The 24,857-nt window shown below is 63.6% G+C and carries 17 protein-coding genes; 9 read left to right on the top strand and 8 right to left on the bottom strand.

From position 1 onward, the window contains the following. Nucleotides 1-4 precede the first annotated feature (4 nt). Nucleotides 5-1,333, top strand: a complete 1,329-nt coding sequence (gene creD / locus ACW4TB_RS18555; RefSeq protein ID WP_254466723.1) for a cell envelope integrity protein CreD — start codon at nucleotides 5-7, stop codon at nucleotides 1,331-1,333. Nucleotides 1,334-1,486: 153 nt separating this feature from the next. Here creD and ACW4TB_RS18550 read toward each other — a convergent pair whose 3' ends face one another. The 5 genes from ACW4TB_RS18550 to aceE all read right to left on the bottom strand — a co-directional run bounded on the left by ACW4TB_RS18550 (nucleotide 1,487) and on the right by aceE (nucleotide 10,242). Then, nucleotides 1,487-2,110 (bottom strand): glutathione S-transferase, encoded by a 624-nt coding sequence (locus ACW4TB_RS18550; RefSeq protein WP_254466721.1) that lies wholly within the window; start codon nucleotides 2,108-2,110, stop codon nucleotides 1,487-1,489. Between the two features lie 3 nt (nucleotides 2,111-2,113). Further along, nucleotides 2,114-2,782 carry a peptide-methionine (S)-S-oxide reductase MsrA gene (gene msrA / locus ACW4TB_RS18545; RefSeq protein ID WP_012316625.1) on the bottom strand — a complete coding sequence of 223 codons (669 nt, stop codon included), beginning with the start codon at nucleotides 2,780-2,782 and terminating at the stop codon, nucleotides 2,114-2,116. Nucleotides 2,783-2,887: 105 nt separating this feature from the next. Continuing rightward, the gene (locus ACW4TB_RS18540; RefSeq protein WP_012316624.1) at nucleotides 2,888-5,578 is read right to left on the bottom strand and encodes a putative bifunctional diguanylate cyclase/phosphodiesterase; all 2,691 of its coding nucleotides are present in this window, start codon (nucleotides 5,576-5,578) and stop codon (nucleotides 2,888-2,890) included. Nucleotides 5,579-5,939: 361 nt separating this feature from the next. Further along, complete coding sequence (gene aceF / locus ACW4TB_RS18535) at nucleotides 5,940-7,583, bottom strand: dihydrolipoyllysine-residue acetyltransferase (protein ID WP_012316623.1); 1,644 nt, start codon at nucleotides 7,581-7,583, stop codon at nucleotides 5,940-5,942. Nucleotides 7,584-7,596: 13 nt separating this feature from the next. Then, entirely contained in the window at nucleotides 7,597-10,242 is a 2,646-nt protein-coding gene (gene aceE, locus ACW4TB_RS18530; RefSeq protein ID WP_012316622.1) for a pyruvate dehydrogenase (acetyl-transferring), homodimeric type, read from the bottom strand. A 383-nt stretch (nucleotides 10,243-10,625) separates the two neighbouring features. On the opposite strand from aceE, the gene glnE reads away from it, so the two are divergent. The 8 genes from glnE to ACW4TB_RS18490 all read left to right on the top strand — a co-directional run bounded on the left by glnE (nucleotide 10,626) and on the right by ACW4TB_RS18490 (nucleotide 20,693). Then, complete coding sequence (gene glnE / locus ACW4TB_RS18525) at nucleotides 10,626-13,559, top strand: bifunctional [glutamate--ammonia ligase]-adenylyl-L-tyrosine phosphorylase/[glutamate--ammonia-ligase] adenylyltransferase (protein WP_279933471.1); 2,934 nt, start codon at nucleotides 10,626-10,628, stop codon at nucleotides 13,557-13,559. 173 nt (nucleotides 13,560-13,732) lie between these two features. Further along, nucleotides 13,733-14,782 (top strand): lipopolysaccharide heptosyltransferase II, encoded by a 1,050-nt coding sequence (gene waaF, locus ACW4TB_RS18520; RefSeq protein ID WP_279933469.1) that lies wholly within the window; start codon nucleotides 13,733-13,735, stop codon nucleotides 14,780-14,782. After that, nucleotides 14,783-15,841 (top strand): lipopolysaccharide heptosyltransferase I, encoded by a 1,059-nt coding sequence (gene waaC, locus ACW4TB_RS18515; protein WP_012316619.1) that lies wholly within the window; start codon nucleotides 14,783-14,785, stop codon nucleotides 15,839-15,841. It begins immediately after the preceding gene. Further along, nucleotides 15,841-16,965 carry a glycosyltransferase family 4 protein gene (locus tag ACW4TB_RS18510; RefSeq protein WP_012316618.1) on the top strand — a complete coding sequence of 375 codons (1,125 nt, stop codon included), beginning with the start codon at nucleotides 15,841-15,843 and terminating at the stop codon, nucleotides 16,963-16,965. The genes waaC and ACW4TB_RS18510 overlap by 1 nt, the downstream gene beginning before the upstream one ends. Next, a complete protein-coding gene (gene rfaP, locus ACW4TB_RS18505; RefSeq protein ID WP_012316617.1) occupies nucleotides 16,962-17,768 on the top strand; it encodes a lipopolysaccharide core heptose(I) kinase RfaP in 807 nt (268 codons plus the stop codon). Before ACW4TB_RS18510 ends, rfaP begins: the two co-directional genes overlap by 4 nt. After that, nucleotides 17,768-18,502: a lipopolysaccharide kinase InaA family protein gene (locus ACW4TB_RS18500; protein ID WP_279933466.1), complete on the top strand. Its 735-nt coding sequence runs from the start codon at nucleotides 17,768-17,770 to the stop codon at nucleotides 18,500-18,502. Before rfaP ends, ACW4TB_RS18500 begins: the two co-directional genes overlap by 1 nt. Beyond that, a complete protein-coding gene (locus ACW4TB_RS18495; protein WP_012316615.1) occupies nucleotides 18,499-19,251 on the top strand; it encodes a lipopolysaccharide kinase InaA family protein in 753 nt (250 codons plus the stop codon). The genes ACW4TB_RS18500 and ACW4TB_RS18495 overlap by 4 nt, the downstream gene beginning before the upstream one ends. After that, complete coding sequence (locus ACW4TB_RS18490) at nucleotides 19,251-20,693, top strand: lipopolysaccharide kinase InaA family protein (protein WP_279933463.1); 1,443 nt, start codon at nucleotides 19,251-19,253, stop codon at nucleotides 20,691-20,693. The genes ACW4TB_RS18495 and ACW4TB_RS18490 overlap by 1 nt, the downstream gene beginning before the upstream one ends. Here the strand turns inward: ACW4TB_RS18490 and ACW4TB_RS18485 are convergent. The 3 genes from ACW4TB_RS18485 to ACW4TB_RS18475 form a co-directional block, all read right to left on the bottom strand. Further along, nucleotides 20,654-23,458, bottom strand: coding sequence for a dermonecrotic toxin domain-containing protein (locus ACW4TB_RS18485; protein ID WP_279933461.1), 2,805 nt, complete (start codon nucleotides 23,456-23,458; stop codon nucleotides 20,654-20,656). The genes ACW4TB_RS18490 and ACW4TB_RS18485 overlap by 40 nt on opposite strands. Before the next feature lie 66 nt (nucleotides 23,459-23,524). Continuing rightward, nucleotides 23,525-23,701, bottom strand: a complete 177-nt coding sequence (locus ACW4TB_RS18480; protein WP_279933459.1) for a hypothetical protein — start codon at nucleotides 23,699-23,701, stop codon at nucleotides 23,525-23,527. After that, nucleotides 23,698-24,810 (bottom strand): PepSY-associated TM helix domain-containing protein, encoded by a 1,113-nt coding sequence (locus ACW4TB_RS18475; protein ID WP_455828471.1) that lies wholly within the window; start codon nucleotides 24,808-24,810, stop codon nucleotides 23,698-23,700. The genes ACW4TB_RS18480 and ACW4TB_RS18475 overlap by 4 nt, the downstream gene beginning before the upstream one ends. Nucleotides 24,811-24,857 lie beyond the last annotated feature (47 nt).

Below are 24,857 nucleotides of genomic sequence, written 5' to 3'. Positions count from 1 at the left end.
CCCCATGAACAAGACCCTCGGTTTCAAGCTCGGCACCATTGCCCTGCTGATTTTGCTGTTGCTGATTCCCCTGTTGATGATCGACAACCTGATCGACGAGCGCCAGAACCTGCGCGACGGTGTGTTGCACGACATCGCCCGTAGCGCCAGTTTTGACCAGCAGATCAGTGGCCCGCTGCTGGTGGTGCCGTACCGCAAGGTGCAGCGCCGCTGGATCGACAAGGACGGCCAGAGCGTGCAGGAAACCAGCACCATCGCCGGCCACTTGTACTTCCTCCCGGAAACCTTCGATGCCGACTTCGGGGTGGACACCGAACTGCGTGCGCGGGGTATCTACCAAGCGCGGCTGTTCCATGCCCAAGGGCGATTTTCGGGTCGTTTCCAGCTGCCGGAGCGCTGGGGTATCGACAAGGACTTCGATGACTACCGCTTCGACAAGCCATTTTTGGTGGTTGGCATAAGCGACATCCGCGGCATTGAAAATGCCTTGGAACTCAACATTGATGACCAGCGCCTGGCGTTTGAAGCCGGTACCGGGCTGGACTGGCTGCGCAGTGGCGTGCACGTCGCGTTGCCGCAACTGGATGGCCAGCAGGCCCGCGCGTTCAACTACGGTTTCGATCTGGCACTGCAAGGCACCGGGCAACTGCACCTGTTGCCGGTGGGGCGCACCAGCAGCGTGGACATGCGCGCCAACTGGCCGCACCCCAGCTTCGTTGGCAGTTACCTGCCCAACCGCCGAGAAATCGACGACAAAGGCTTCAGCGCGCACTGGCAGACGTCATTCTTCGCCACCAACCTTGAAGATGCCCTGCGCCAATGCGCCAGCGGCGGGCAGTGTGCGGAGTTCAGCGAGCGGACCTTCGGGGTAAGTTTCGTCGACCCGGTGGACCAGTACCTCAAGAGTGAGCGGGCGATCAAATACGCGTTGTTGTTCATCGCCCTGACCTTTGCCGGTTTCTTCCTGTTCGAGGTGCTGAAGAACCTCAGTGTGCACCCGGTGCAGTACATCCTGGTGGGGGTGGCCCTGGCGTTCTTCTACCTGCTGCTGCTTTCGTTGTCCGAGCACATCGGGTTTGGCCTGGCATATGGCCTGTCGGCCTCGGCCTGTGTGTTGCTGCTCGGCTTCTACCTGAGCCACGTATTGCACAGCCTGGTGCGTGGAGTGAGCTTTGCGGCGGGTTTGGCGGTGTTGTACGCGATGCTCTATGGGCTGCTCAGTGCCGAGGATTATGCGCTGTTGATGGGGTCGCTGCTGTGCTTTGGCTTGCTGGGTGTGTTCATGGTGCTGACCCGTCGCCTGGACTGGGCGCGGGTGGGGAGGGCGGCATGAGGGAGGACAGAGAGATCGGGCGGTGGTTGGCTCGCAGGATTGGGCAGTTGTTTCCGGTAATACCCCGCTGAGGCCGAGGCTTGCCTTGCAGCCCGATCGCCGGCAAGCCTGCTCCCAAAGAGAGGGAGCCGACTTGCCGGCGATGGCGGTGTATCAGGTGCCCGGTGCTGTGGCGACCATCGACGGCCGCTTGGCCACCTCGGCATACCACGCTGCCAACCCGGGCTGGTGCTCACGCCAGCCAAAATCAGGCTGACGCAGGTCCAGGTACCCCAGTGCACAGGCCACGCCAATTGCGGCCAGATCAAAGCCTGATATCAGCTCTGCCAAGTGCTCCTGCTCCAGGTTGGCCAGGCTGCGACGGATTTTCTCGCTTTGCGCGTCAAGCCAGCCGTCCCAGCGCTTGTCCTCAGGCCGCAGGACGCTCTCATAGCGGCTGGAAACCGCCGCATCCATGATCGCATCCGCCTGCGACACCAGCGTCATGCGCCGCCAGCGTGCCGAACCCTCGCGCGGCAGCAGCGGCAGGCCGACATGCTGCAGGTCGAGGTATTCGCAGATGACCCGGCTGTCATGCAGCACAGTGCCGTCTTCCAGGCGCAGGGCCGGGATCTTGCCGATCGGGTTGCCGTGGTTGAGCTGGTCGTCACCGCTGACCGGGGTGATGTTCACCCCCTGCAGTGCAACGCGTTCAAGCTGCCCGGTCTCGTGCAGCACGACCATCACCTTGCGCACGAATGGCGACAGCGGTGAGTGGAACAGGGTCATCGTGCTCATGGTTCAGTTGCCCTGCAGGCTGGGCGGCAGGCACACGCCGGTGCCGCCGATACCGCAGTAGCCGTCCGGGTTCTTGGCCAGGTACTGCTGGTGGTAAGCCTCGGCGAAGTACACGGTCGGCGCCTGGTCGATTTCGGTGGTGATCTCGCCGTAACCGGCCTTGTTCAGCTCGGCCTGGAAGGCGTCGCGGCTGGCTTTGGCTTCTTCGAGCTGTTGTGGCGAGGTGCAGTAGATGGCCGAGCGGTACTGGGTGCCGACGTCGTTGCCCTGGCGCATGCCCTGGGTCGGGTTGTGCAGTTCCCAGAACATCGCCAGCAACTCGCGGTAGCTGACCTTGTCCTTGTCGAACACCACCAGCACCACTTCAGTGTGGCCGGTCAGGCCCGAGCAGACTTCTTCGTAGGTGGGGTTCGGGGTAAAGCCGCCCGCATAGCCGACCACGGTGCTGACCACGCCTTCACGCTGCCAGAAGCGGCGCTCGGCGCCCCAGAAGCAACCCAGGCCGAAGATGGCGAAGTCGATGCTGCCTTCAAAGAACGGGCCGAGCAGTGGGGTGTCTTTGAATACGTAATGAAACTCGGGCAGGGACATTGGCGTTTCGCGGCCAGGCAGGGCCTGCTCCGCGGTTGGCATGACGTTTTTGTTCACCAGGATTTCCGAACGCAGGACCATGGCCGTTCCTCTGTGTTTTTCAGTTGGACAGGTGTTGGCCTCATCGCCTGCTTGCCGGCGATGAGGCCCGAATGGGTTCTATAGTGCCCGAGGATTACGCAGCTGTCAGGCCATTGGACCGCGCGGATAGCGCTTGAGTCTTTCGGCCAGCTCTCGCCCCGGGATCGGCCGGTCGAACAGATACCCCTGGCCCACATCGCAACGGTGCCGGCGCAGGAAGGCCAGCTGCTCGGGCGTCTCGATCCCTTCTGCCACGACCTTGAGCTTGAGGTTGTGGGCCATGGCCACCACCGCCGAGGTGATCTCCATGTCGTCCTGGTTGTCGGGGATTTCGTTGATGAAGCTGCGGTCGATCTTGATGATGTCGATCGGGAATTTCTTCAGGTAGCTCAGCGAAGAATAACCGGTGCCGAAGTCATCCATGGCCAGGGTCAGGCCCAATGCCTTCAGTTCGTCGAGCTGACGGTGGGTGTCCTCGGTGGCTTCCAGCAGCAGGCCCTCGGTCAGCTCAAGCTCCAACAGGTGCGCAGGCAGGGCTTCTTCGTGGAGGATCGAGGCGATCGAAGCCACCAGGTCGGGGTCGGAGAACTGCTTGGGCGACAGGTTGATGGCCACGTGCAGGTTGCCCATGCCGGCCTCGCGCAGTTGCTGGCTCATGCGGCACGACTGGCGTACCACCCACTTGCCGATGGGGATGATCAGGCCGGTCTCTTCCGCCACGCTGATGAACTGGTCCGGGCGGATCATGCCGCGCTCTGGGTGGTTCCAGCGCAGCAGTGCTTCCAGCCCCAGCAGGCGGCCGCTGCGCAGGCACAGCTTGGGCTGGTAGAACACCTCTAGCTCGTTCTGCGTCAAAGCGCGGCGCAGGTTGTTCTCGACGAACAGCTTGTAGCTGGCTTCGGCATTGAGCACTTCGGTGAATACCTGCACCTGGTGCTTGCCGTTGGCTTTGGCCTTGTGCAGGGCCAGGCCTGCATTTTTCATCAGGGTGGTCGGGTCACTGCCGTGCAGCGGCGCACAGGCCAGGCCAACCGAGGCGGTCACGTTGATCAGCTGGTTGTCGACGAACATCGGCTTGTCGAGGGTGCGCAGCAGTTGCTGGGCGACGCCCTGGCCGTCTTCCAGGCTGGTGTCGTCGAGCAGCACGGCGAATTCATTACTGGCAAAGCGGGCCAGCACGCCGCCAACGCTGAGGCTGTTGCGCAGGCGCCGGGCCAGGCTGATCAGCAGTTTGTCACCGGTCTGGTGGCCAAGGCTGTCGTTGATCCGCTTGAAGTTGTCGATGTCCACCAGCAGCAGGCAGATCGGGCTCTGGCCATCGCGGGCGAAGCGCTCGTCGAGGCTGCGGATGAAAGCCGGGCGGTTGCCCAGGTTGGTCAGGTTGTCGGTGTAGGCCAGGCGCTCGATGCGTTGCTGGGCCAGCTTGGTCTGGGTGACATCTTCGTAGATGCCGATGTAATGGGTCAGCTCACGGTTATCGCCATACACCTTGGAAATCGACAACTGGCCCCAGTAGGGCTCAAGGTTCTTGCGCCGGCTTTTGAATTCGCCCTGCCAGCTGTTGCCCATGGCCAGGCTCGACGGGGTATCGAACAGCAGTTCGCTGAGGTTCTCCAGCGCTGGCAACTCTGCCAGGTGGTGGCCTTGTACCTCATCGGTGCTGTACTGGGTGATCGCGGTGAAGCTGGGGTTGACGTACTCCACCACGCCGTCGCGGTTCACCAGCAGGAAGGCGCTGGCGCTTTGCTCCACCGCACGCTGGAACAAGTGCAGGGCGCTGGCGGCGGTGCGTCGGTTATGGTTGGTGATGACCTGGGCGAACTGGTCGGCCAACTCACCGGCAAAGGCGATTTCGTCCGACTGCCAGGCCCGCGGCTGGCCGGTCTGCTCCAGGCACAGCACGCCAACCACCTGGCCATCGACGCGGATACTGGCATCGAGCATGGCATTGTTGTCGGCGTACAGGCTTTCGGCCAGTTCACGGGTGCGCGGATCGTGGTTGGCGTTGTGGGCATCGATAGCGCGGCTGGCGTGCAGGGCATCCAGATAATCCGGGAAGCGGCTGGCATCGATCGCTTCGGGCAGGCGATGCACTTGCTCATTGCGCAACCAGGCGCTGATCGGCTCCAGACGCTGGTCTTCCAGATGCCAGATGCTGGCGCAGTCCACCTTGTAGATCTCACAGGCGCTGCGGGTAATCAGCTGGGCGGCTTCGAGCAGCGAGTTTTCCGCGCTGTAGCGCTGGCGAGCGAGGCGCAGGATCAGGTCCTGCTGGCTGCGCACGCGCTCAAGGTGTTCCAGCTGTTCCTGCTGGGCGCGCTGGTTGAGTTGCAGGGCAAGCTGCAGGCGGCTGTTACGTGATTCGAGGTCGTCGGCGTCCACTTCGACAGCGTCTTCAGGCTGGTCGTCGAGTACCGTCAAAAAACCGCGTAACAGCTGGCGGTTGTGCTGCTTGTAGGCTTCGCCCGCCTCGAGCAGGCGCAGCGCGCGCGGCTGTGCATGCAGGGTGTAGCGCACACGGTAATACCCACGGGTGCTCAGTTGCCGCTGGATCTCGTCATGCAGCCGGTAGCGGGCCTCAGGCTCCATCAGGCTGGCATACGGCGAGTCGATCAGCGCGCACAGCTCGGAGGCCTGCAGGCCGAACTGGCGTTCGCAGGCCGGGTCCAGGTAAAGCATTGCCCAGGTGGCTTCGTTGAGCCTTTCGAAACGCAGCATGCCGAGCCGTGAAGGCACGGGAAGCTGCGTGACGACCTCGGCCGCCACACGGCTGGCGGCATCGGGTTGGCTTTTCATCGAAGACTCGCTTGAAGAGGGTGGCGCGGCCTGGGCGGCGGCGCATCTGGCAAGGTTGCATCATGTCCCGGAGGCTGGCAAGCGGCCATGAGGGATGTCATGTATATGTTTTCGGCGGCGGGGCGGGAATCCTTAGGGCTGCGGAAAAACGGTGGCCGCTTTGCGGCCCAATCGCCGGCAAGCCGGCTCCCACAGGTACAGCGTTGACCTCAGGCTTTGTGGGGTCTCTGTGGGAGTCGGCTTGCCGGCGATTGGGCCCCTGCAGGCAAAAAAAAGCCCCGCCAGATGGCGGGGTTGAGGTACGAGCGTGGCAGCTCGAAAAGGGTACCTGCCCCCCGAAGAGGGGCAGGCTGGCTGCGTTTTACAGCAGCATGGTGCGGATATCCGCCAGCACGTCGCCCAGGCGCTTGGTGAAGCGCGCGGCGGCCGCGCCGTTGATCACACGGTGATCGTAGGACAGCGACAGCGGCAACATCAGCTTCGGCTGGAAGGCTTTGCCATCCCAGACAGGCTGCATGGTTGCCTTGGACACGCCGAGGATCGCCACTTCGGGCGCGTTGACGATCGGCGTGAAGCCGGTGCCGCCAATGTGGCCGAGGCTGGAGATGGTGAAGCAGGCGCCCTGCATGTCGTCTGCCGACAGCTTCTTGGTGCGTGCCTTCTCGGCCAGGGCCGCGGCTTCGGCAGCCAGTTGCAGCAGGCTTTTCTGGTCGACGTTCTTGATCACAGGGACCAGCAGGCCGTCCGGGGTGTCCACGGCGAAGCCGATGTGCACGTACTTCTTGCGGATCACGGCTTTGCCGCTTGGCGCCAGCGAGCTGTTGAAGTCCGGCAGTTCCTTGAGCAGGAAGGCGCAGGCCTTGAGCAGCAGTGGCAGTACGGTCAGCTTGACGCCAGCCTTCTCGGCCACGGCCTTCTGTGCAACGCGGAAGGCTTCCAGCTCGGTGATGTCGGCGGAGTCGAACTGGGTTACGTGCGGCACGTTCAGCCAGCTGCGGTGCAGGTTGGCGGCACCGACCTGCATCAGGCGGGTCATTGCCACTTCTTCCACTTCACCGAACTTGCTGAAGTCCACCACCGGGATCGGCGGGATGCCGGCGCCGCCGGTCGCGCCAGCAGCTGCCGGTGCGTCCTTGGCCTTCTGCATGACCGACTTGACGTAGACTTGCACGTCTTCTTTCAGAATACGGCCGTGCGGACCGGTCGCGGTGACCGCGCCCAGGTCTACGCCGAACTCGCGGGCCAGCTGGCGAACAGCAGGGCCTGCGTGAACCTTGGCGTTGCTGCCGGCAGCCGGTGCGGTAGCGACCGGTGCAGGGGCAGCAGCTGGGGCAGCGGCAGCAGGCGCAGCGGCCGGAGCCGCCTCAGCCTTGGCCGGTGCAGCAGCAGCGGCAGGCGCTGGCGCAGCAGCCGGGGCGGCGCCGGCGACTTCCAGTTTGATGATCAGGTCACCGGTGCCAACTTCGTCGTCCAGCTTGGCGATCACTTCCTTGACCACGCCTGCGGCGGGCGAAGGGATCTCCATGGAGGCCTTGTCAGACTCCAGGGTAATCAACGACTGGTCGGCTTCGACGGTGTCGCCGACTTTGACCAGCACTTCGATGATCTTGGCCTTGCCCGACGAGCCGATGTCCGGCACGTGGATGTCCTGCACGCTGGCGGCAGCAGGGGCTGCAGCCGGCGCAGGGGCGGCTTCGGCAGCCGGCTTTTCGGCAGCAGCCGGAGCTGCGGCCGGGGCAGGTGCGGCGGCTGGCGCCTCGGGCGCCGCAGCGCCCTCGGCTTCCAGGACCAGCAACTCGTCGCCTTCTTTCAGGCGATCGCCCAGCTTGACCTTCAGTTCCTTGATGACACCGGCCTTGGGGGCCGGAATTTCCATGGAGGCCTTGTCGGACTCCAGGGTCAGCAGGCTCTGGTCAGCCTCGATACGGTCACCGACTTTGACGAACAGCTCGATGATTTCACCTTCACCGCTGCCGATGTCAGGTACGCGAATGAGTTCGCTCACTTAAAAATACTCCTCAGCAGTCCAGTGGGTTGCGCTTGTCCGGATCGATGCCGAACTTGACGATGGCGTCGGCCACCACCTTCGGTTCGATCTCGCCACGGTCAGCCAAGGCTTCCAGGGCAGCCAGCACCACGAAGTGACGGTCGACTTCGAAGAAGTGACGCAGCTTCTTGCGGCTGTCGCTGCGACCGTAGCCATCGGTACCCAGGACTTTGAACTCTTTGCTCGGCACCCACTGGCGAATCTGTTCGGCGAACAGCTTCATGTAGTCGGTGGAGGCGATGACCGGGCCTTTACGACCGGCCAGGCACTCTTCGACGTAAGTCTGCTGAGGCTTCTGGCCAGGCTTGAGGCGGTTGGCGCGTTCCACGGCCAGGCCGTCGCGACGCAGCTCGTTGAAGCTGGTGACGCTCCACACGTCGGCACCGACGTTGAACTCTTCACGCAGGATCTTCGCGGCCTCGCGGACTTCGCGCAGGATGGTGCCGGAGCCCATCAGCTGAACGTGGTGCGCGGCTTCGCGGGTGTCTTCTTCGAGCAGGTACATACCCTTGATGATGCCTTCCTCGACACCGGCCGGCATGGCTGGCTGCTGGTAGGATTCGTTCATCACGGTGATGTAGTAGAAGATGTCCTGCTGCTCTTCGGTCATCTTCTTCATGCCGTCCTGGATGATCACCGCCAGCTCGTAGCCGTAGGTCGGATCATAGGTGCGGCAGTTCGGGATGGTGCCCGCCATCATGTGGCTGTGACCGTCTTCGTGCTGCAGGCCTTCACCGTTGAGGGTGGTACGGCCGGCGGTGCCGCCGATCAGGAAGCCACGGGTGCGGCTGTCGCCAGCGGCCCAGGCCAGGTCGCCGATACGCTGGAAGCCGAACATCGAGTAGAAGATGTAGAACGGCAGCATCGGCTGGTTGTGGCAGCTGTACGAGGTACCGGCAGCGATGAACGACGACATGGCGCCGGCTTCGTTGATGCCTTCCTCGAGGATCTGGCCCTTCTTGTCTTCGCGGTAGAACATCACCTGGTCTTTATCGACTGGCTCGTAGAGCTGGCCGACCGACGAGTAGATGCCCAGCTGGCGGAACATGCCTTCCATACCGAAGGTACGGGCTTCGTCCGGGATGATCGGAACGATGCGCTGGCCGATGTCCTTGTCCTTGACCAGCTGCGCGAGGATACGCACGAAGGCCATGGTGGTGGAGATTTCGCGGTCGCCCGAGCCGTCCAGGATCGCTTTCAGCGTTTCCAGAGGCGGGGTCGGCACGCTGAAGCTCTTGGCGCGGCGCTGCGGTACGAAGCCACCCAGGGCTGCGCGGCGCTCGGCCAGGTACTTGGCTTCGGCCGAACCTTCTTCGGGCTTGTAGAACGGCAGGCTTTCAAGGTCGGCATCCTTGACCGGGATGTCGAAGCGGTCACGGAAGTGGCGCAGGCTGTCGACGTCGACCTTCTTGGTGTTGTGCGCGGTGTTCTTGGCTTCGCCAGCACCGGTGCCGTAACCCTTGATGGTCTTGGCCAGGATGACAGTCGGTTGCTCTTTGTGGTTGACCGCCTGGTGGTAGGCCGCATAGACCTTGTACGGGTCGTGACCGCCACGGTTGAGCTTCCAGATCTCGTCGTCGGACAGGTCTTCGACCATGGCCTTGAGCTCTGGCGTGTTGAAGAAGTTCTCACGAACGTACGCGCCGTCTTTGGCTTTGTAGTTCTGGTACTCGCCGTCGATGACTTCGTCCATGCGGCGCTGCAGGGCACCGTTGGTGTCTTTGGCCAGCAGTGGGTCCCAGAAGCGGCCCCAGACGACTTTGTTGACGTTCCAGCCGCCGCCACGGAACACGCCTTCGAGTTCCTGGATGATCTTGCCGTTGCCGCGAACCGGGCCGTCGAGGCGCTGCAGGTTGCAGTTGATGACGAAGATCAGGTTGTCCAGCTTCTCGCGGCCTGCCAGGGCGATGGCACCGAGGGATTCCGGCTCGTCGCACTCGCCGTCGCCCATGAAGCACCAGACTTTCTGCTTGCCGGCCGGAATGAAACCACGGGCTTCCAGGTACTTCATGAAGCGCGCCTGGTAGATCGCCTGGATCGGGCCCAGGCCCATGGAAACGGTCGGGAACTGCCAGAAGTCAGGCATCAGCCATGGGTGCGGGTACGAAGACAGGCCTTTGCCGTCCACTTCCTGACGGAAGTTGTTCATCTGCTCTTCGTTGATGCGACCTTCCATGAAGGCACGGGCGTAAACGCCTGGCGAAGCGTGGCCCTGGAAGAAGATCAGGTCGCCGCCGTGTTCTTCGGTCGGGGCCTGGAAGAAGTAGTTGAAGCCGATGTCATACAGGGTGGCACTGGAGGCGAAGCTGGAAATGTGGCCGCCCAGGTCCGAATCCTTCAGGTTGGTGCGCATCACCATGGCCAGCGCGTTCCAACGCACCATCGAGCGAATGCGGCGTTCCATGAACAGGTCGCCAGGCATGCGTGCTTCGTGGGTGACAGGGATGGTGTTGCGGTATGGCGTGGTGATCGCGTATGGCAGCTGGGAGCCACTGCGGGTGGCCAGCTCGCCCATGCGGGTCATCAGGTAATGAGCGCGGTCTTCGCCTTCTTTGTCGAGGACCGACTCCAGGGCATCCAGCCATTCCTGGGTTTCGATTGGATCGAGGTCTTGCATGGCTTGCTCCAGGGCGGAAAGGCCACCAGAATCGGGGGCCTGAGTTTGCGACTGGCCTTATGGGCAGACGTCGTGAATTCTTGGATTACCGGAGTGTGAACCGGCGGCGTGTAGTTTTACTACATTTGCTTTCGCATTTCATGCTTTTGCACGGTCGGGATAGTAGTAAAACTACACAAATGCGACGTTTGGTCGCACCTTGGCTTGTGAGGAAAAACGTTCATGTTGGTTGGCGTTGTGCTACGAGCGGGTGATTCTTGATGTTTCATGCCAATGATTCGTTTTTTTCAGCTATTTCCAACTTTTGTACGACAGTCCAACCGGGGGCCGGTTTCCTCGTGGCCGCTTTTTACTCTCACTTTCACGCCGATCAAGGATAGACCATGCGCCTGCCTTTGCCGCTCGAACTGCCTGCCTCCCTGCAACCGCTGGTCGTCCGTAATCGGCAGTTTCTGCTCGATGCCCTGAGCAGCCATCAGGGGCTCGACACCAACGCCTGGAGCCCGGCTCACCGGCAACAGTTCGACCAGGTGGCCGCCGCCAGTGACTTTGTGCTCGGCCTGGCCCAGCGTGAGCCGGCGATGCTGTTTGCCCTATTGGCCAGCGGCGAGATGGACCGCCGTTATACGCCGGGCGAGCTGCGTGGGCACATCGCGGCAGCGGCCCAGGCGGCGTCGAGTGAAGACGAGCTGGCACGCAACCTGCGCCGCGAGCGCAACCGCCAGCAGTTGCGCATCATCTGGCGCGATATCACCCGCCAGGCTGAACTGGGCGAAACCTGTCGCGACCTGTCCGACCTTGCTGACGCGGCGATCGACGAAGCTTATCAATGGCTGTATCCGCGCCACTGCCAGCAGTTTGGTACGCCGATCGGTAACCGCAGTGGTGAACCGCAGCATATGGTGGTGCTGGGCATGGGCAAGCTGGGGGCGGTCGAGCTCAACCTGTCATCGGATATCGACCTGATCTTTGCCTTCCCCGAGGGCGGTGAGACCGAAGGGGTCAAGCGCTCGCTGGACAATCAGGAATTCTTCACCCGTCTGGGCCAGCGCCTGATCAGGGCGCTCGACCCGGTCACCGTCGATGGCTTCGTGTTCCGCGTCGACATGCGCCTGCGCCCCTACGGCTCGGCCGGTTCGCTGGTGCTCAGCTTCAATGCCCTGGAGCAGTACTACCAGGATCAGGGCCGCGACTGGGAACGCTACGCGATGATCAAGGCGCGGGTGGTGGCCGGCGACCAGGCAGCTGGCGCGCAACTGCAGGAGATGCTGCGCCCGTTCGTGTATCGGCGTTACCTGGATTTCTCGGCGATCGAAGCGCTGCGTACCATGAAGCAGCTGATCCAGCAGGAGGTGCGGCGCAAGGGCATGTCCGAGAACATCAAGCTTGGCGCCGGTGGTATTCGTGAAGTGGAGTTCATTGCTCAGGCCTTCCAGCTGATTCACGGTGGGCGTGACTTGAGCCTGCAACAGCGGCCATTGCTTAAAGTCCTGGCCACCCTGGAGGGGCAGGGTTACCTGCCGCCGGCCGTGGTAGCGGAGCTGCGTGAAGGGTATGAGTTCCTGCGTTATACCGAGCATGCCATCCAGGCCATTGCAGATCGTCAGACGCAGATGCTGCCTGATGACGAGACCGACCGTGAGCGCGTGGCCTATATGCTCGGTTTTGCCGGCTGGCAGAGCTTCCACGATCAGCTGATGCACTGGCGCGGCCGTGTTGACTGGCACTTCCGCCAGGTCATCGCCGACCCTGATGAAGAAGAAGGCGAGGGTGACCTGGTGGTTGGCGGCGAGTGGTCGCCCTTGTGGGAGCAGGCGCAGGATGAGGAGGCCGCCGGCCGTCAGCTGGAAGAGGCCGGTTTCAATCAGCCCGCCGAAGCCTTGCGCAGGCTTGCGGGGTTGCGTGCCAGCCCACAGTTGCGCTCGATGCAGCGCATCGGCCGTGAGCGTCTGGATGCCTTCATCCCGCGTCTGCTGGCCCAGGCGGTTGAGCATGACAACCCTGACCTGGTACTGGAACGTGTATTGCCGCTGGTCGAAGCTGTGGCGCGGCGTTCGGCCTACTTGGTGCTGTTGACTGAAAACCCGGGAGCCTTGCGCCGTCTGCTGACCCTTTGTGCCGCCAGCCCCTGGATCGCCGAACAGATCGCCCGTTACCCATTGCTGCTCGATGAGTTGCTCAATGAAGGCCGGCTGTTCAGCCCGCCGCTGGCCCCGGAGCTGGCCGCCGAGCTGCGCGAGCGGCTGACGCGCATCCCCGAGGACGATCTTGAACAGCAGATGGAGGCCTTGCGCCACTTCAAGCTGGCCCACAGCCTGCGCGTGGCAGCCTCCGAGATCAGTGGCAACCTGCCGTTGATGAAAGTCAGCGACTACCTGACCTGGCTGGCCGAAGCCATTCTCGACCAGGTGCTGGCTCTGGCCTGGCGCCAGACCGTGGCGCGCCACGGCCAGCCCAAGCGCAGCGACGGCAGCCTGTGCGACCCGGGCTTCATCATCCTCGGCTACGGCAAGGTGGGCGGCCTGGAGCTGGGCCACGGCTCTGACCTGGACCTGGTGTTCATCCACGACGGCGACCCGCAGGCGGAAACCGACGGTGCCAAGCCGATCGACAGCGCGCAGTTCTTCACGCGCCTTGGCCAGCGCATCATCCATTTGCTGACCACGCAAACCAACTCCGGCCAGCTTTATGACGTCGACATGCGCCTGCGGCCATCGGGGGCAGCGGGGCTGCTGGTCAGCTCGCTGGGCGCGTTCGAGCGCTACCAGCAGAACGAAGCCTGGACCTGGGAGCATCAGGCCCTGGTGCGCGCCCGCGTGCTGGTGGGCTGCAAGCAGGTGGCGGCAGCGTTCGAGGGTGTGCGCGCCAAGGTTCTGGGCCAGGCTCGTGATCTGGACAAGCTGCGCAGCGAAGTCAGCGAAATGCGCGCCAAGATGCGCGACAACCTGGGTACCAAGGCCACCGCCGCGGGCACTGCGGCCAATGCCTTCGATGCGGGGATGGCATTCGATATCAAGCAGGATGCCGGCGGTATCGTCGATATCGAATTTATGGTGCAATACGCCGCTTTGGCCTGGTCCCACGACCATCCGGCCATACTGCGCTGGACCGATAACATTCGCATTCTGGAAGAGCTGGAGCAGGCGGGCTTGATGCCGGCCAGCGATGCGGTTTTGTTGCGTGAAGTGTACAAGGCGTTTCGCTCAGCCTCGCACCGCCAGGCCTTGCAGAAGCAGGCCGGGGTGATCGATGCGGCACAGTTTGCCGATGAGCGCCGCGAGGTGCGGCGGATCTGGGGTGAACTGGGATTGGCATGAGATTGTTGGGGCCGCTTTGCGGCCCTTTCGCGACGCAAGGCCGCTCCTGCAGGGGCCTAAAGGCCGATGTTCCACCACCGGTGTTACACTGTCCGCCACATAGCCTGAATATAAAGAGGGGAGGCCAGGCTGTACCGCAGCCTGCAGCCTCCCCGAGCGTTTCTGGACTAAGCATGAGAATACTGATCATTGGCCCCAGCTGGGTCGGCGACATGGTGATGGCGCAAACCCTGTTCCAGTGCCTGAAACAGCAGCACCCCGACTGCGTGATCGATGTGCTGGCACCCGAGTGGAGCCGGCCGATCCTTGAGCGCATGCCCCAAGTGCGTCAGGCCTTGAGCTTCCCGCTCGGCCATGGCGCGCTGGAACTGGCTACGCGCCGGCGCATCGGCAAGTCCCTGGCCGGCCAGTACGACCAGGCGATCCTGCTGCCCAACTCGCTGAAGTCAGCGCTGGTGCCGTTCTTTGCCGGCATTCCCAAACGCACCGGCTGGCGTGGCGAAATGCGCTTCGGCCTGCTCAACGACGTGCGCAAACTGGACAAGGCGCGTTACCCGCTGATGATCGAGCGCTTCATGGCCCTGGCCTACGCGCCGGGTGCCGAGCTGCCGCAGCCTTATCCCCGGCCTGAGCTGCAGATCCAGGCGCAGAGCCGTGATGCAGCGCTGGCCAAGTTCGGTCTGGAGCTGGACCGCCCGGTGCTTGCGCTGTGCCCAGGTGCCGAGTTCGGTGAAGCCAAGCGCTGGCCGGCAGAGCACTACGCCAGCGTTGCCGACGCCATGATTCGTCAAGGCTGGCAGGTTTGGCTGTTCGGTTCGAAAAATGATCACCCGGTCGGCGAGCAGATTCGCGACCGGCTGATCCCGGGTTTGCGTGAAGAATCCTATAACCTGGCGGGCGAAACCTCGTTGGCCGAGGCGATCGACCTTATGTCCTGCGCCAACGCGGTGGTGTCCAACGACTCCGGGCTGATGCACGTTGCTGCGGCGTTGAACCGCCCACTGGTTGCCGTTTATGGCTCGACCTCGCCGGGCTTTACCCCGCCGTTGGCCGAGCAGGTGGAAATCGTGCGCACCGGCATCGAGTGCAGCCCATGCTTCGACCGCACCTGCCGTTTCGGCCACTACAACTGCCTGCGTCTGCTGGAGCCTGGCAAAGTCATCGCCGCCCTGCACAGCCTGGGTGGGCCGAACCTGATCGATACCGTGGCCGAGGTCGAGTAAGTGCGGGTATTGATCATCAAGACCTCGTCGCTGGGTGATGTGATCCACACCCTGCCGGCGCTCACCGATGCCGCCCATGCGATCCCGGGCATCCGCTTCGACTGGGTGGTGGAAGAAGGCTTCGCCGAGATCCCCAGCTGGCACCCGGCGGTCGACCAGGTGATACCGGTGGCCATTCGGCGCTGGCGCAAGAATGTCTGGCAGACCATCAAGAGCGGCGAGTGGAAGGCGTTCAAGCAACGCGTGCGCGAGCGCAAGTACGACCTGGTGATAGATGCCCAGGGGTTGGTCAAGTCGGCGTGGCTGACCCGCTACGTCAAGGCGCCGGTGGCCGGCCTGGACCGTTACTCGGCGCGTGAAGGCTGGGCCAGCCGCTTCTATGACCGGCGCCTTTCGGTCGCCGTCGGCCAGCATGCGGTAGAGCGCGTGCGCCAGCTGTTCGCCATGGCCCTGGCCTATGACCTGCCCGAAGGCATCGGCAACTACGGCCTGGACCTGGACCGCCTGCAACTGCCGCCAGCAGCGCCGTATGTGGTGTTTCTGCACGGCACCACCTGGGCGACCAAGCACTGGCCCGAGGCCTACTGGCGTGAGCTGGCTGAACGCCTGGGCCGCAGCAAGCTGCAGGTATGCCTGCCATGGGGCAACCCGGCCGAGAAAGACCGCGCCGAGCGTATTGCCCAGGGCTTGAACAACTGCCAGGTGCTCCCCAAATTGAACCTTGCCGGCGTCGCCCGCGTGCTGGCGGCGGCAAAGGCCTGTGTAGCGGTGGACACTGGGCTGGGCCACCTGGCCGCAGCGCTGGATGTGCCTACCATTTCGCTGTTCGGCCCGACCAACCCGGGCCTGACCGGCGCCTATGGCCGTGTGCAGGTGCACCAGGCCAGCGATTTCCCCTGTGCACCGTGCCTGCAGAAAAAGTGCACCTACAGACCGAGCGCCGACGACCTGCGCCGGTTCGATCTCAAACGCGAGTGGCCACTGTGCTTCACTCGCCTGAATCCCGAGCATGTGGCGAGCCGCTTGAGCGCGTTGCTGCTGGCTGAGGATGTCCGCTGATGCAATTGGCTTTCGTGCTTTACAAATATTTCCCCTTCGGCGGCCTGCAGCGCGATTTCATGCGCATTGCCCTGGAATGCCAGAAGCGGGGCCACCAGATCCGTGTCTACACGCTGATCTGGGAAGGCGATATTCCGCCCGGTTTCGAAGTGCTGGTGGCGCCGGTCAAAGCGCTGTTCAATCACCGTCGCAACGAAAAACTCACTGCCTGGATGGAAGCCGATCTGGCCAAGCGTCCAGTAGACCGGTTGATCGGCTTCAACAAGATGCCGGGCCTGGATGTGTATTACGCGGCCGACGCCTGTTTCGAGGACAAGGCCCAGACTTTGCGTGGCGGCCTGTACCGCCGCTGGGGCCGCTACCGGCACTTTGCCGAGTACGAGCGGGCCGTGTTCGCCAAAGATGCACGCACCGAAGTGCTGATGATTTCAGAGGTGCAGCAACCGCTGTTCATCAAGCATTACGGCACCCCTGTCGAGCGCTTTCACCTGTTGCCGCCCGGCATTTCCCAGGACCGCCGTGCGCCGGCCAATGCCGCCGAGATCCGCGCGCAGTTCCGCAAGGAGTTCAACCTGGGCGATGACGACCTGCTGCTGGTACAGATCGGCTCGGGCTTCAAGACCAAGGGCCTCGACCGTAGCCTCAAGGCCCTGGCCGCGCTGCCGTCGTCTCTGCGCAAGCGCACCCGGCTTATGGTCATCGGCCAGGACGATCCCAAGGTGTTCCAGCTGCAGAGCGCAGCCTTGGGCCTGGGCGAACAGGTGCAGTTCCTCAAGGGCCGCAGTGACATCCCGCGCTTCCTGTTGGGTGCCGACCTGCTGATCCACCCGGCCTATAACGAGAACACCGGTACGGTGTTGCTCGAGGCGCTGGTGGCTGGCTTGCCGGTGCTGGTTTCCAAAGTCTGCGGCTACGCCCATTACATTGCCGAGGCCGACAGCGGCCTGGTGCTGGATGAGCCGTTCGAGCAGGAACAGCTCAACGGCTACCTGCAGCGCATGCTCGAAGCGCCAACGGCGCGTGCCGAGTGGGCGCGCAATGGGCTGGCATTTGCCGAAACCGCCGATCTTTACAGCATGCCGCAGCACGCTGCCGACGTGATTCTGGGGCAGGAGAGCGCATGAAGCTGATCCTGGCCGAACCGTTCAAGCGCATGTGGGCCGGGCGTGATGCCTTTGATGCCGTGGAGGCTCTGCAAGGCGAGGTGTACCGCGAGCTGGAAGGCCGCCGCACGCTGCGCACCGAGGTCGATGGCGAAGGTTTCTTCGTCAAGATCCACCGTGGTATTGGTTGGGGCGAAATCTTCAAGAACCTGCTCACCGCCAAGCTTCCGGTGCTGGGCGCCGGGCAGGAATGGCGGGCCATCGAGCGCCTGCATGAAGTCGGTGTGCCGACCATGACTGCAGTGGCCTATGGCGAGCGTGGCAGTAATCCGGCCACGCAGCACTCGTTCATCGTCACCGAAGAACTGGCGCCGACCATCAGCCTGGAAGACTTCAGCATCGACTGGGTCAGGCAGCCGCCTGAGCCGGCGCTCAAGCGCGCGCTGATCGCCGAAGTGGCGAAGATGACCGGCGGCATGCACCGCGCCGGGGTCAACCACCGCGACTGCTACATCTGCCACTTCCTGCTGCACACCGACCGCCCGGTGACGGCGCAAGACTTCAAGCTGTCGGTAATCGACCTGCACCGCGCCCAGACCCGGGCGACAATCAGCCGCCGCTGGCGGGACAAGGACCTGGCCGCGCTCTACTTCTCAGCGCTGGACATCGGCCTTACCCGGCGCGACAAGCTGCGTTTCCTGCGCGGATACTTCCAACGCCCGCTGCGCCAGATCCTCAGCGAGGAAGCCACGCTGCTAGCCTGGCTCGATCGCAAGGCGCAGAAACTCTACGATCGCAAACAACGCTATGGGGATGCACTCTGATGGCGGGTTGGACACTGGCGGCTGGCTACGAACAGCTGGCGGCGGACTTCGGCAGTCTCGATGCAGTGTTTGCCCTGCAGGGTGAACGCCTGACCCGTGACCCGCTCAGCGAAGTGGTCCGCGTCGAGCGTGACGGGGTCAACTATTACGTCAAGCGGTACACCGGCGCCGGCAAGCACATGCGCCGTTATCTCGGCCGGCCGCGCATCAAGGCCGAATGGCAGAACCTCAAGCAGTTCGCCAAATGGGACATCCCGACCGCTGAAGTTGTGGCCTGGGGTCTGGAGCGCAATGGCCTGGCATTTGGCCGTGGCGCGATGATCACTCGCGAGCTGCCTCGCACCGAAGACTTGTCGGCGCTGGCTGAGCGTAATGATCCGCGCCTGGCCGATCGCGCCTGGGTCGAGCACATCAGCCAACAGCTGGCGCGCCATACCCGGGTCATGCATGAGCACCATTTCGCCCACAACGACCTTAAGTGGCGCAACCTGTTGGTCGATGACCGGGGCACGCTATTCTTCATCGACTGCCCGACCGGTGACTTCTGGCGCGGCTTCATGTGGCGCCACCGGCTGATCAAGGACCTGGCATGCCTGGACAAGGTCGCCAAATACCACCTGACGGCGACTCAGCGTCTGCGCTTCTATTTGCAGTACCGCGGGCGCCAGCGCCTGAATGCGCGCGACAAGCGGCGGATCCGTCAGGTACTGAGCTTCTTCGAGGGAAGGGAATGACCGATTACCTGGCCAGCGCGGACCTCGCGCTGCTCAAACGCCATGGCCTGAATGACTTCGAAGCACTGTGGGCGCTGCAGCTCGATGCCGTGGACGAACCCAATACCGGTCGTGGCGGCTGGAGCAGCGTCTATCGCCTGGAGCTCGAGGGCAAAGGGTATTACCTCAAGCGCCAGAGCGACTACCTGACCCGCACTTTGCATCGCCCATTTGGCGAGCCGACTTTCGCCCGTGAGTTCCGCAACATCAGCCGTTACCAGAAGCTGCATATCCCGGCCCTGCAGGCGGTGTTCTACGGTGAGCGCAAGCATGCGGGCCAGCACCGGGCGATTCTGCTCACCCGTGCTCTGGATGAATGGAGCGACCTGGAAAGCCTGCTGGGCCAGTGGCCGCAGCTCAGTGACGTTGAGCGCAACGGCATCCTCCAGGCCTGTGGCCAGCTGGCGCGCACGCTGCACAGCGCCGGCCAGGTGCATGGCTGCTTCTACCCCAAGCACATCTTCCTGCGCCAGCGCCGCGAAGGCTGGGACGCGCAATTGATCGACCTGGAGAAGACCCGGCCACTGCTGTTCGGCATGCGTGATCGCCTGAAGGACCTGGAGCCGCTACTGCGCCGCGCCCGGGCCTGGAGCGAAGCGGATGTGCGCAAGCTGCTGGCCGCCTATCTTGCCCAGCCGGCCGACAGCGCACTGGTCGGCACCTGGTTGCAGCGCCTGACGCAACGACGTCGTGAAAAAGAGGCCCGCTGATGCGTTTGTCTGAATTGAAAGATGCCGGGCGCAGCCCTTCACTGCCGCTCTCGATCAGCTTGGTCGACGCCGCTGGCAACGCCGAACTGCAGCTGCTCAGCCTGCTGCGCGTGTTGCCAGGCCAGCGCTATGTCGGTGCCGGTGTATGGCGCGGTACGCCGGTGTTGGCCAAGTTGCTGGTGGGCGCTAACGCCGCGCGCCATTTCCAACGGGAGCTGGAGGGTGTGAGGTTGCTGGCCGAACAGGGCCTGACAACGCCAAAGCTGCTTGCCGATGGGCTCAAGGAAGGTGAGGGTGGCTGGCTGCTGTTCGAGTTCCTCGACGGCGCCGAAAGCCTGGCCGATGCCTGGGACGAGGTGGCAAACCTGCCGGTGCTGGCCGACGAACAGCACCTGGTGCTTGGCGAAGCGCTGACTGCCGTGGCGCAGATGCATGCCAAGGGCCTCTGGCAGGAAGATTTGCACCTGGACAACCTGTTGCGTCACGGCGGCAAGCTGTACCTGATCGATGGCGCTGGCATCAAGGCCGAAACACCAGGCCAGCAGCTGTCGCGTCCGCGTGTGCTGGAAAACCTCGGGGTTTTCTTCGCTCAATTGCCCAAGCGCCTGGAGCCGTTCATCGAAGAGGTGCTGGTGCATTACCTGTTGGCCAATGCCGAGCACGCGTTGCCGATGGAAGCGTTGCAGAAGCAGGTGGACAAGGTGCGGAACTGGCGCCTCAAGGATTACCTGGAGAAGGCCGGCCGCGAATGCACACTGTTCAGCGTCGAGCGCAGCCTTTCGGGCTTGCGGGCGATTCGCCGCAGCGAAGTCCAGGCCATGCTGCCGGTGCTGGAACAGGCCGATACATTGATCGACCAAGGCCACCTGTACAAGACAGGCGGGGCGGCCAGCGTGGCGCGTGTCGAGGTGGGTGGGCGCTCACTGGTACTCAAGCGCTACAACATCAAGAACACTGCGCATTGGTTCAAGCGTTTCTGGCGCCCGAGCCGGGCCTGGCACTCCTGGATTGAAGGCCACCGCCTGGAGTTCCTGGGCATCGCCACGCCGCGCCCTTTGGCAGTGCTGGAGCAGCGCGTCATGGGGCTGCGCAGCCGGGCGTACTTGGTCACCGAACATGTCGATGGCCCGGACCTCACCGCGTGCTTCGCCCCTTATGTGGAAAACGGCGAGGCGCCAGAAGAGCAAGTCGATGCCCTGGTGGAAGTGATGCAGCAACTGATCCGCGAGCGTATCAGCCATGGCGACTTCAAGGGCCACAACCTGTTCTGGCACAACGGCCAATGGTCCTTGATCGACCTTGACGCCATGTGCCAGCACGCCACCGGGCTCAGCTTTGCCCCGGCCTACGCCCGTGATCGGGCGCGGCTGCTGCGCAACTGGCCGAGCAGCAGTGCCTTGCATCAGCGGCTCGACCGGTTGTTGCCAAGGCTCGGCGAGTAGGCATCCGGCAGCGCCAGCCAATCGCTGCTGCGCCCTGCCTGGCGCACACGGACGCGCCACTGCCGGTCTTGCCAGCGCAGGATCGCCCACGGCACCACGCCGGCTTCCCGTGCGTGCGGGATCAACAGGTGGTAGCGCCCGGCGAGCAGGTGCGCGCGCACTGGCAGTTGCCCGGCAGGGGTTTGCAGATAAAGCTGGTCGTCTGCCCGATACAACCCTGCCAGCGTGTCCACCACCTCACCCGCCAATGGCGGCTGCAGGCGGCAGCTGGCCAACAACTGCGGCAGATCGGGAAGGCCGTCGTACCACAGCACCGGTGAGTCGATGACCCAGTTGCCATTGGCCAGGCGTTTGACCGGCTGCAGCAGGTAAGCGTCGGGTTGGGTCGGGTCGATGACCCGCCAGCGATGGCCGTCGAATGAAACCTTGTAATACCGGCCGTGGGCATCCTGGATGAAATACAGGGTCAGCCCTTCGAATGTCGATGCTTTCTCGAACACGCCTTCGCCGTGCACACCGTCAATGGCGTAGCGTAGGTGTTCCAGCGCAGGCGTGACGCTGTAGCGCGAGGGCAGTGGCAACGGTGGTTGCGTTGGCATGCCACGCATCATCCGGCGCATCAGGCCGGTGCTGACGACGCTGGTACCAGCGTCGTTGGCATAGCTCAGGGCGTTGTACGTATGGGTCAGCACGCCGTTGATATCGTCTTCGCTGAAGGCTTCCAGGCCGTTCCAGATTTCGATCACCATGCGCCCCAGCGCGAGCGGAACCTGCACACGGGCGGGCAGCACCAGGCTGATAAGGTCGAGCAAGCGCCAGATCAGGTCGGTGCCCTGTTGGAGATCGGCTTCCCCGGTGGTGCGGCTCTGGGCATCGACCACTGCCAACCAGCCGCGCACCTGAGCCATGTAGTAGGCAAAGAACAGCTCATTTTCGATGGCTGGAGTGCGCAGTACGGGGCTGAGCCGGCCCTTGCTCAGCAGCTGTTCGATACGGACAGGCGCCAGCAGGGGCAGGCGGCTGGCGGCGTAGGCGCGTAGGGCGGGTTGTTTGCGTAGCAGCCGCATCAGTTCACGGGCATTGCTCAGCCCGCGCCAGGCGCGGCGGTCGGGTGCGTCCGGTGTGTAGAGGATGAACGCGCCTGTGCCGGCACTTTCGGCATTGATCAGCAAAACGCCTTGCAGGGTATGGCCATGGATCGTCAATTGGCGCACGGTGATGCGCTGGTTGTCCACCGGGGGGCGCAGCGCGTTGTGTGGGTAGTCCAGTACCTGACGTACCCAGCGGTAGCCCTGGTCAGCCTGATAGGCAAGGCCAAAGTGCCCGGCGTAAAGTGCCTTGGCGGCCTCGGCGCGCATGCGGGCGCGGTTGATCAAAGCATGGGCATTGAGCCGCCATCCCCCGACCGGGGAATCGATCAACTGGGTTTTCAGGTAGGCATGATAGCTACCGCCGACATTCAGGTGCCTGATCATCGCCTTGATGTAGGCCGGGTTCAGCGCTTCGGGTAATGGCTTGTCTTGACGGTGGGTTACCCGGGCGGTGAGCCAATAGTCGTAGTCGAACCAGTTCAGGTTGCGCAACGCCAGCTCGTGCAGCGGGTAACTCTCCCTGGTTAGCTCGACCATCTGCCCACCGACGCGCTCGAAACCTCGCCAGGTGACGTAGCTCGATGGGTTGAAGGGGTTCAGCTGCGGACCTGCCTGACGGCTGTGCACCACATGTACCATGATGTCGGCGGCTGCGTAGCGCAGGCCATGATCGTGGCGCAGGCGTTCCTCTACGCGCGCGCGGGCCCAGTTCTGCAAGCTCTCCTGCTCGCGGAACTGCGCCAGGGTGAGGATGCCTGGCGCGGCGATGCGATTGCCGGCGGCGACCAGTTGTTGCATGGTCTGCATGATGTGCGTAAGCGCCTGGGGCCCTGCCGTGCTCAACCAGTTGGGCAGGTTTTTTTCCAGCAGCAGGCCGTAGCGCGTTTCGAGCAACGCTTGCTTGCCGACTTCGGCCGCCAGTGAAAGGGCCCTGCGCAGCGTCTCGGCGGCGGGTGCCAGGGCGCCATGGGCAGATGTCCAAGCGTGGTTGACACGCAGGCGCTGGGCTTCGATCAGGGCGTCGACCTGGGCTTGCACCGGGTCATCGGCATACCATTCGTAGCGCAGGCGGTCGGCCTTGGCGGCGTTCTCTATACGCTCCCCATCGACCAGCAGGCGTAGCAGTGGCGGACCCTGCAGTGGGTCGTCGAGGCGTTCGCACAGCTCAAGGTGCAATTCGGCCAGCGATGCGTAGGCCTCGATGCCTTGGGTCAGGCCGCACAGCAACGCCGGCCCGTGGGCATGCTCCGGGGTGAGCTCGGCAGCCTCGTCGTTACCGGTGATGACCACGAACATACCTGGCAGCACCGCTCGGCTGTGGGGCTGGCTACGGCTGAGGACCAAGCGGTATATCTGGGCACGTGTGGCCATCGCTTGGGGCCGGCGTTGCCAGGCGTTGGGCAGGTCCAGGCACAGGCTCAGGGCATCGGCCTCGGGGGTGGGCAAGGTCCGGTCGCCTTGGCGTAGATTCAACTCGGCATGCATCAGGGCGCGGCGCAGATCGCATAGGCGGACCCTGCGCGAGCGGCCCTGGGGGTCGCAGGCTGCCCAGTATTCAGCCAGTTCGCCTTGTAGCTGCTGACGGGTGAGTCCCGGCCGGTCGGGGCTTGGTAATTGTGCCAGCAGGGCGATGATCTGTTGGTCGACGAATTCGATACGTTCCAGCGGTAGCATGTTGCGCTCCTTCGGTCAGGGAGGCGCAACGTTAGGGCCCAGGGCAAGGGCCGAAGCGGTAGCCGGTTATCGCCCGCATAGCCCCCGCAGCCCGAGGATCGCGGGTATGCCCAGGCCCAGCCAGGCCAGGGCATCCCACGCGCCGTCACCCAGCAAGGCGGCGAACAGGCCGGCGGCGCCGAGCAGGCCGATGGCGGCGGGCCAGGTGAAGATGCGCAGGGTCGGTTGCGATTTGTGGCTCATGCCCGCGCCTCCCGGTTTTTGCGCTGTTTGCCCCACCACAGGTAAAGGCCGCTGCCGAGCACGATGATGGTCAACACGTCGAGTACTGCCCAGAGGATCTGCATCGGCCGCCCGCCGTAGTCGCCGAAGTGCAGTGGCTGCGAGAGGCCCATGGCGTCCATGTACCAGGGGCGTTCGCCCACTGCCGTCACCTGCAGGCTGCGCGCATCGATCAGTACGGGCGTGAGCAGGTGCGATGTAAGGTGGGTGGCGCCTTTCATGAACACGGCGTAATGGTGCTCGCTGGAGAACCGCGTGCCGGGGAAGGCGATGAAGTCTGGGCGCATTCCGGGTGCGGCCTGCTTGGCGATGTCCAGCAGGCGGCTGGCCGGTGCGCGCTCGGTGAGTGGCGGGGCGTCACGGTAGGGCGCGACCATTGCGGCTAGGCTGTCGTTGCGCCAGGCGGTGATGACCAGGTCGGACAGGGCGCTGATGACCCCGGTTACACCGACGGTCAGCGCCCAGGCCAGGGTCACCACCCCGATCAGGTTGTGCAGGTCGAGCCAGCGCAGGCGGCGGGATTTGTCGTGGCGCACCGTGGCGAATTGCAGGCGGCGCATGAACGGTGCGTAGAGCACGGTGCCGGAGATGATCGCGACAACGAACAACACACCCATGAACGCCAGCAGCAGCTTGCCGGGCAGCCCGGCGAACATGTCGACGTGCAGGCGCAGCATGATCATCATGAAACCGCCGTTGGCGGCCGGCATGGCGACGGCTTCGCCGGTGCGGGCGTCGAGCATGAAGGTGTGTGACGAATTGGGTTCGGTGCCCGCAGTGGCAGCGGTGATCGCCACCACGCCGTTGCGTTCGTCTTCGTCATAGCCGAAGTACTGCATCACCTCGCCTGGACGATGCTGCTCGGCCTTGAGCACCAGTTGCTGCAGGTCCAGTTGCGGGGTGCCTGCAGGCATTTCGCGCAGCTTTGGTGCGTCGCCGAGCAGATGCTCGATTTCGTGGTGGAAGATCAGCGGCAGGCCGGTTAGGGCCAGCAACAGCAGGAACAGGGTGCAGACCAGGCTGCTCCAGGTGTGAATCACGGACCAGCGGCGGATGGTTTGGCTTTTCATCACGGTACCGAAATTTCTCATGGGGGCCGCTTAGCGGCCCCTGGGTA

This window comes from Lelliottia jeotgali (genome assembly GCF_977070485.1).
The sequence above is the reverse complement of the archived record's forward strand: the minus strand, read 5'-3'. Positions and strand labels throughout refer to the sequence as shown.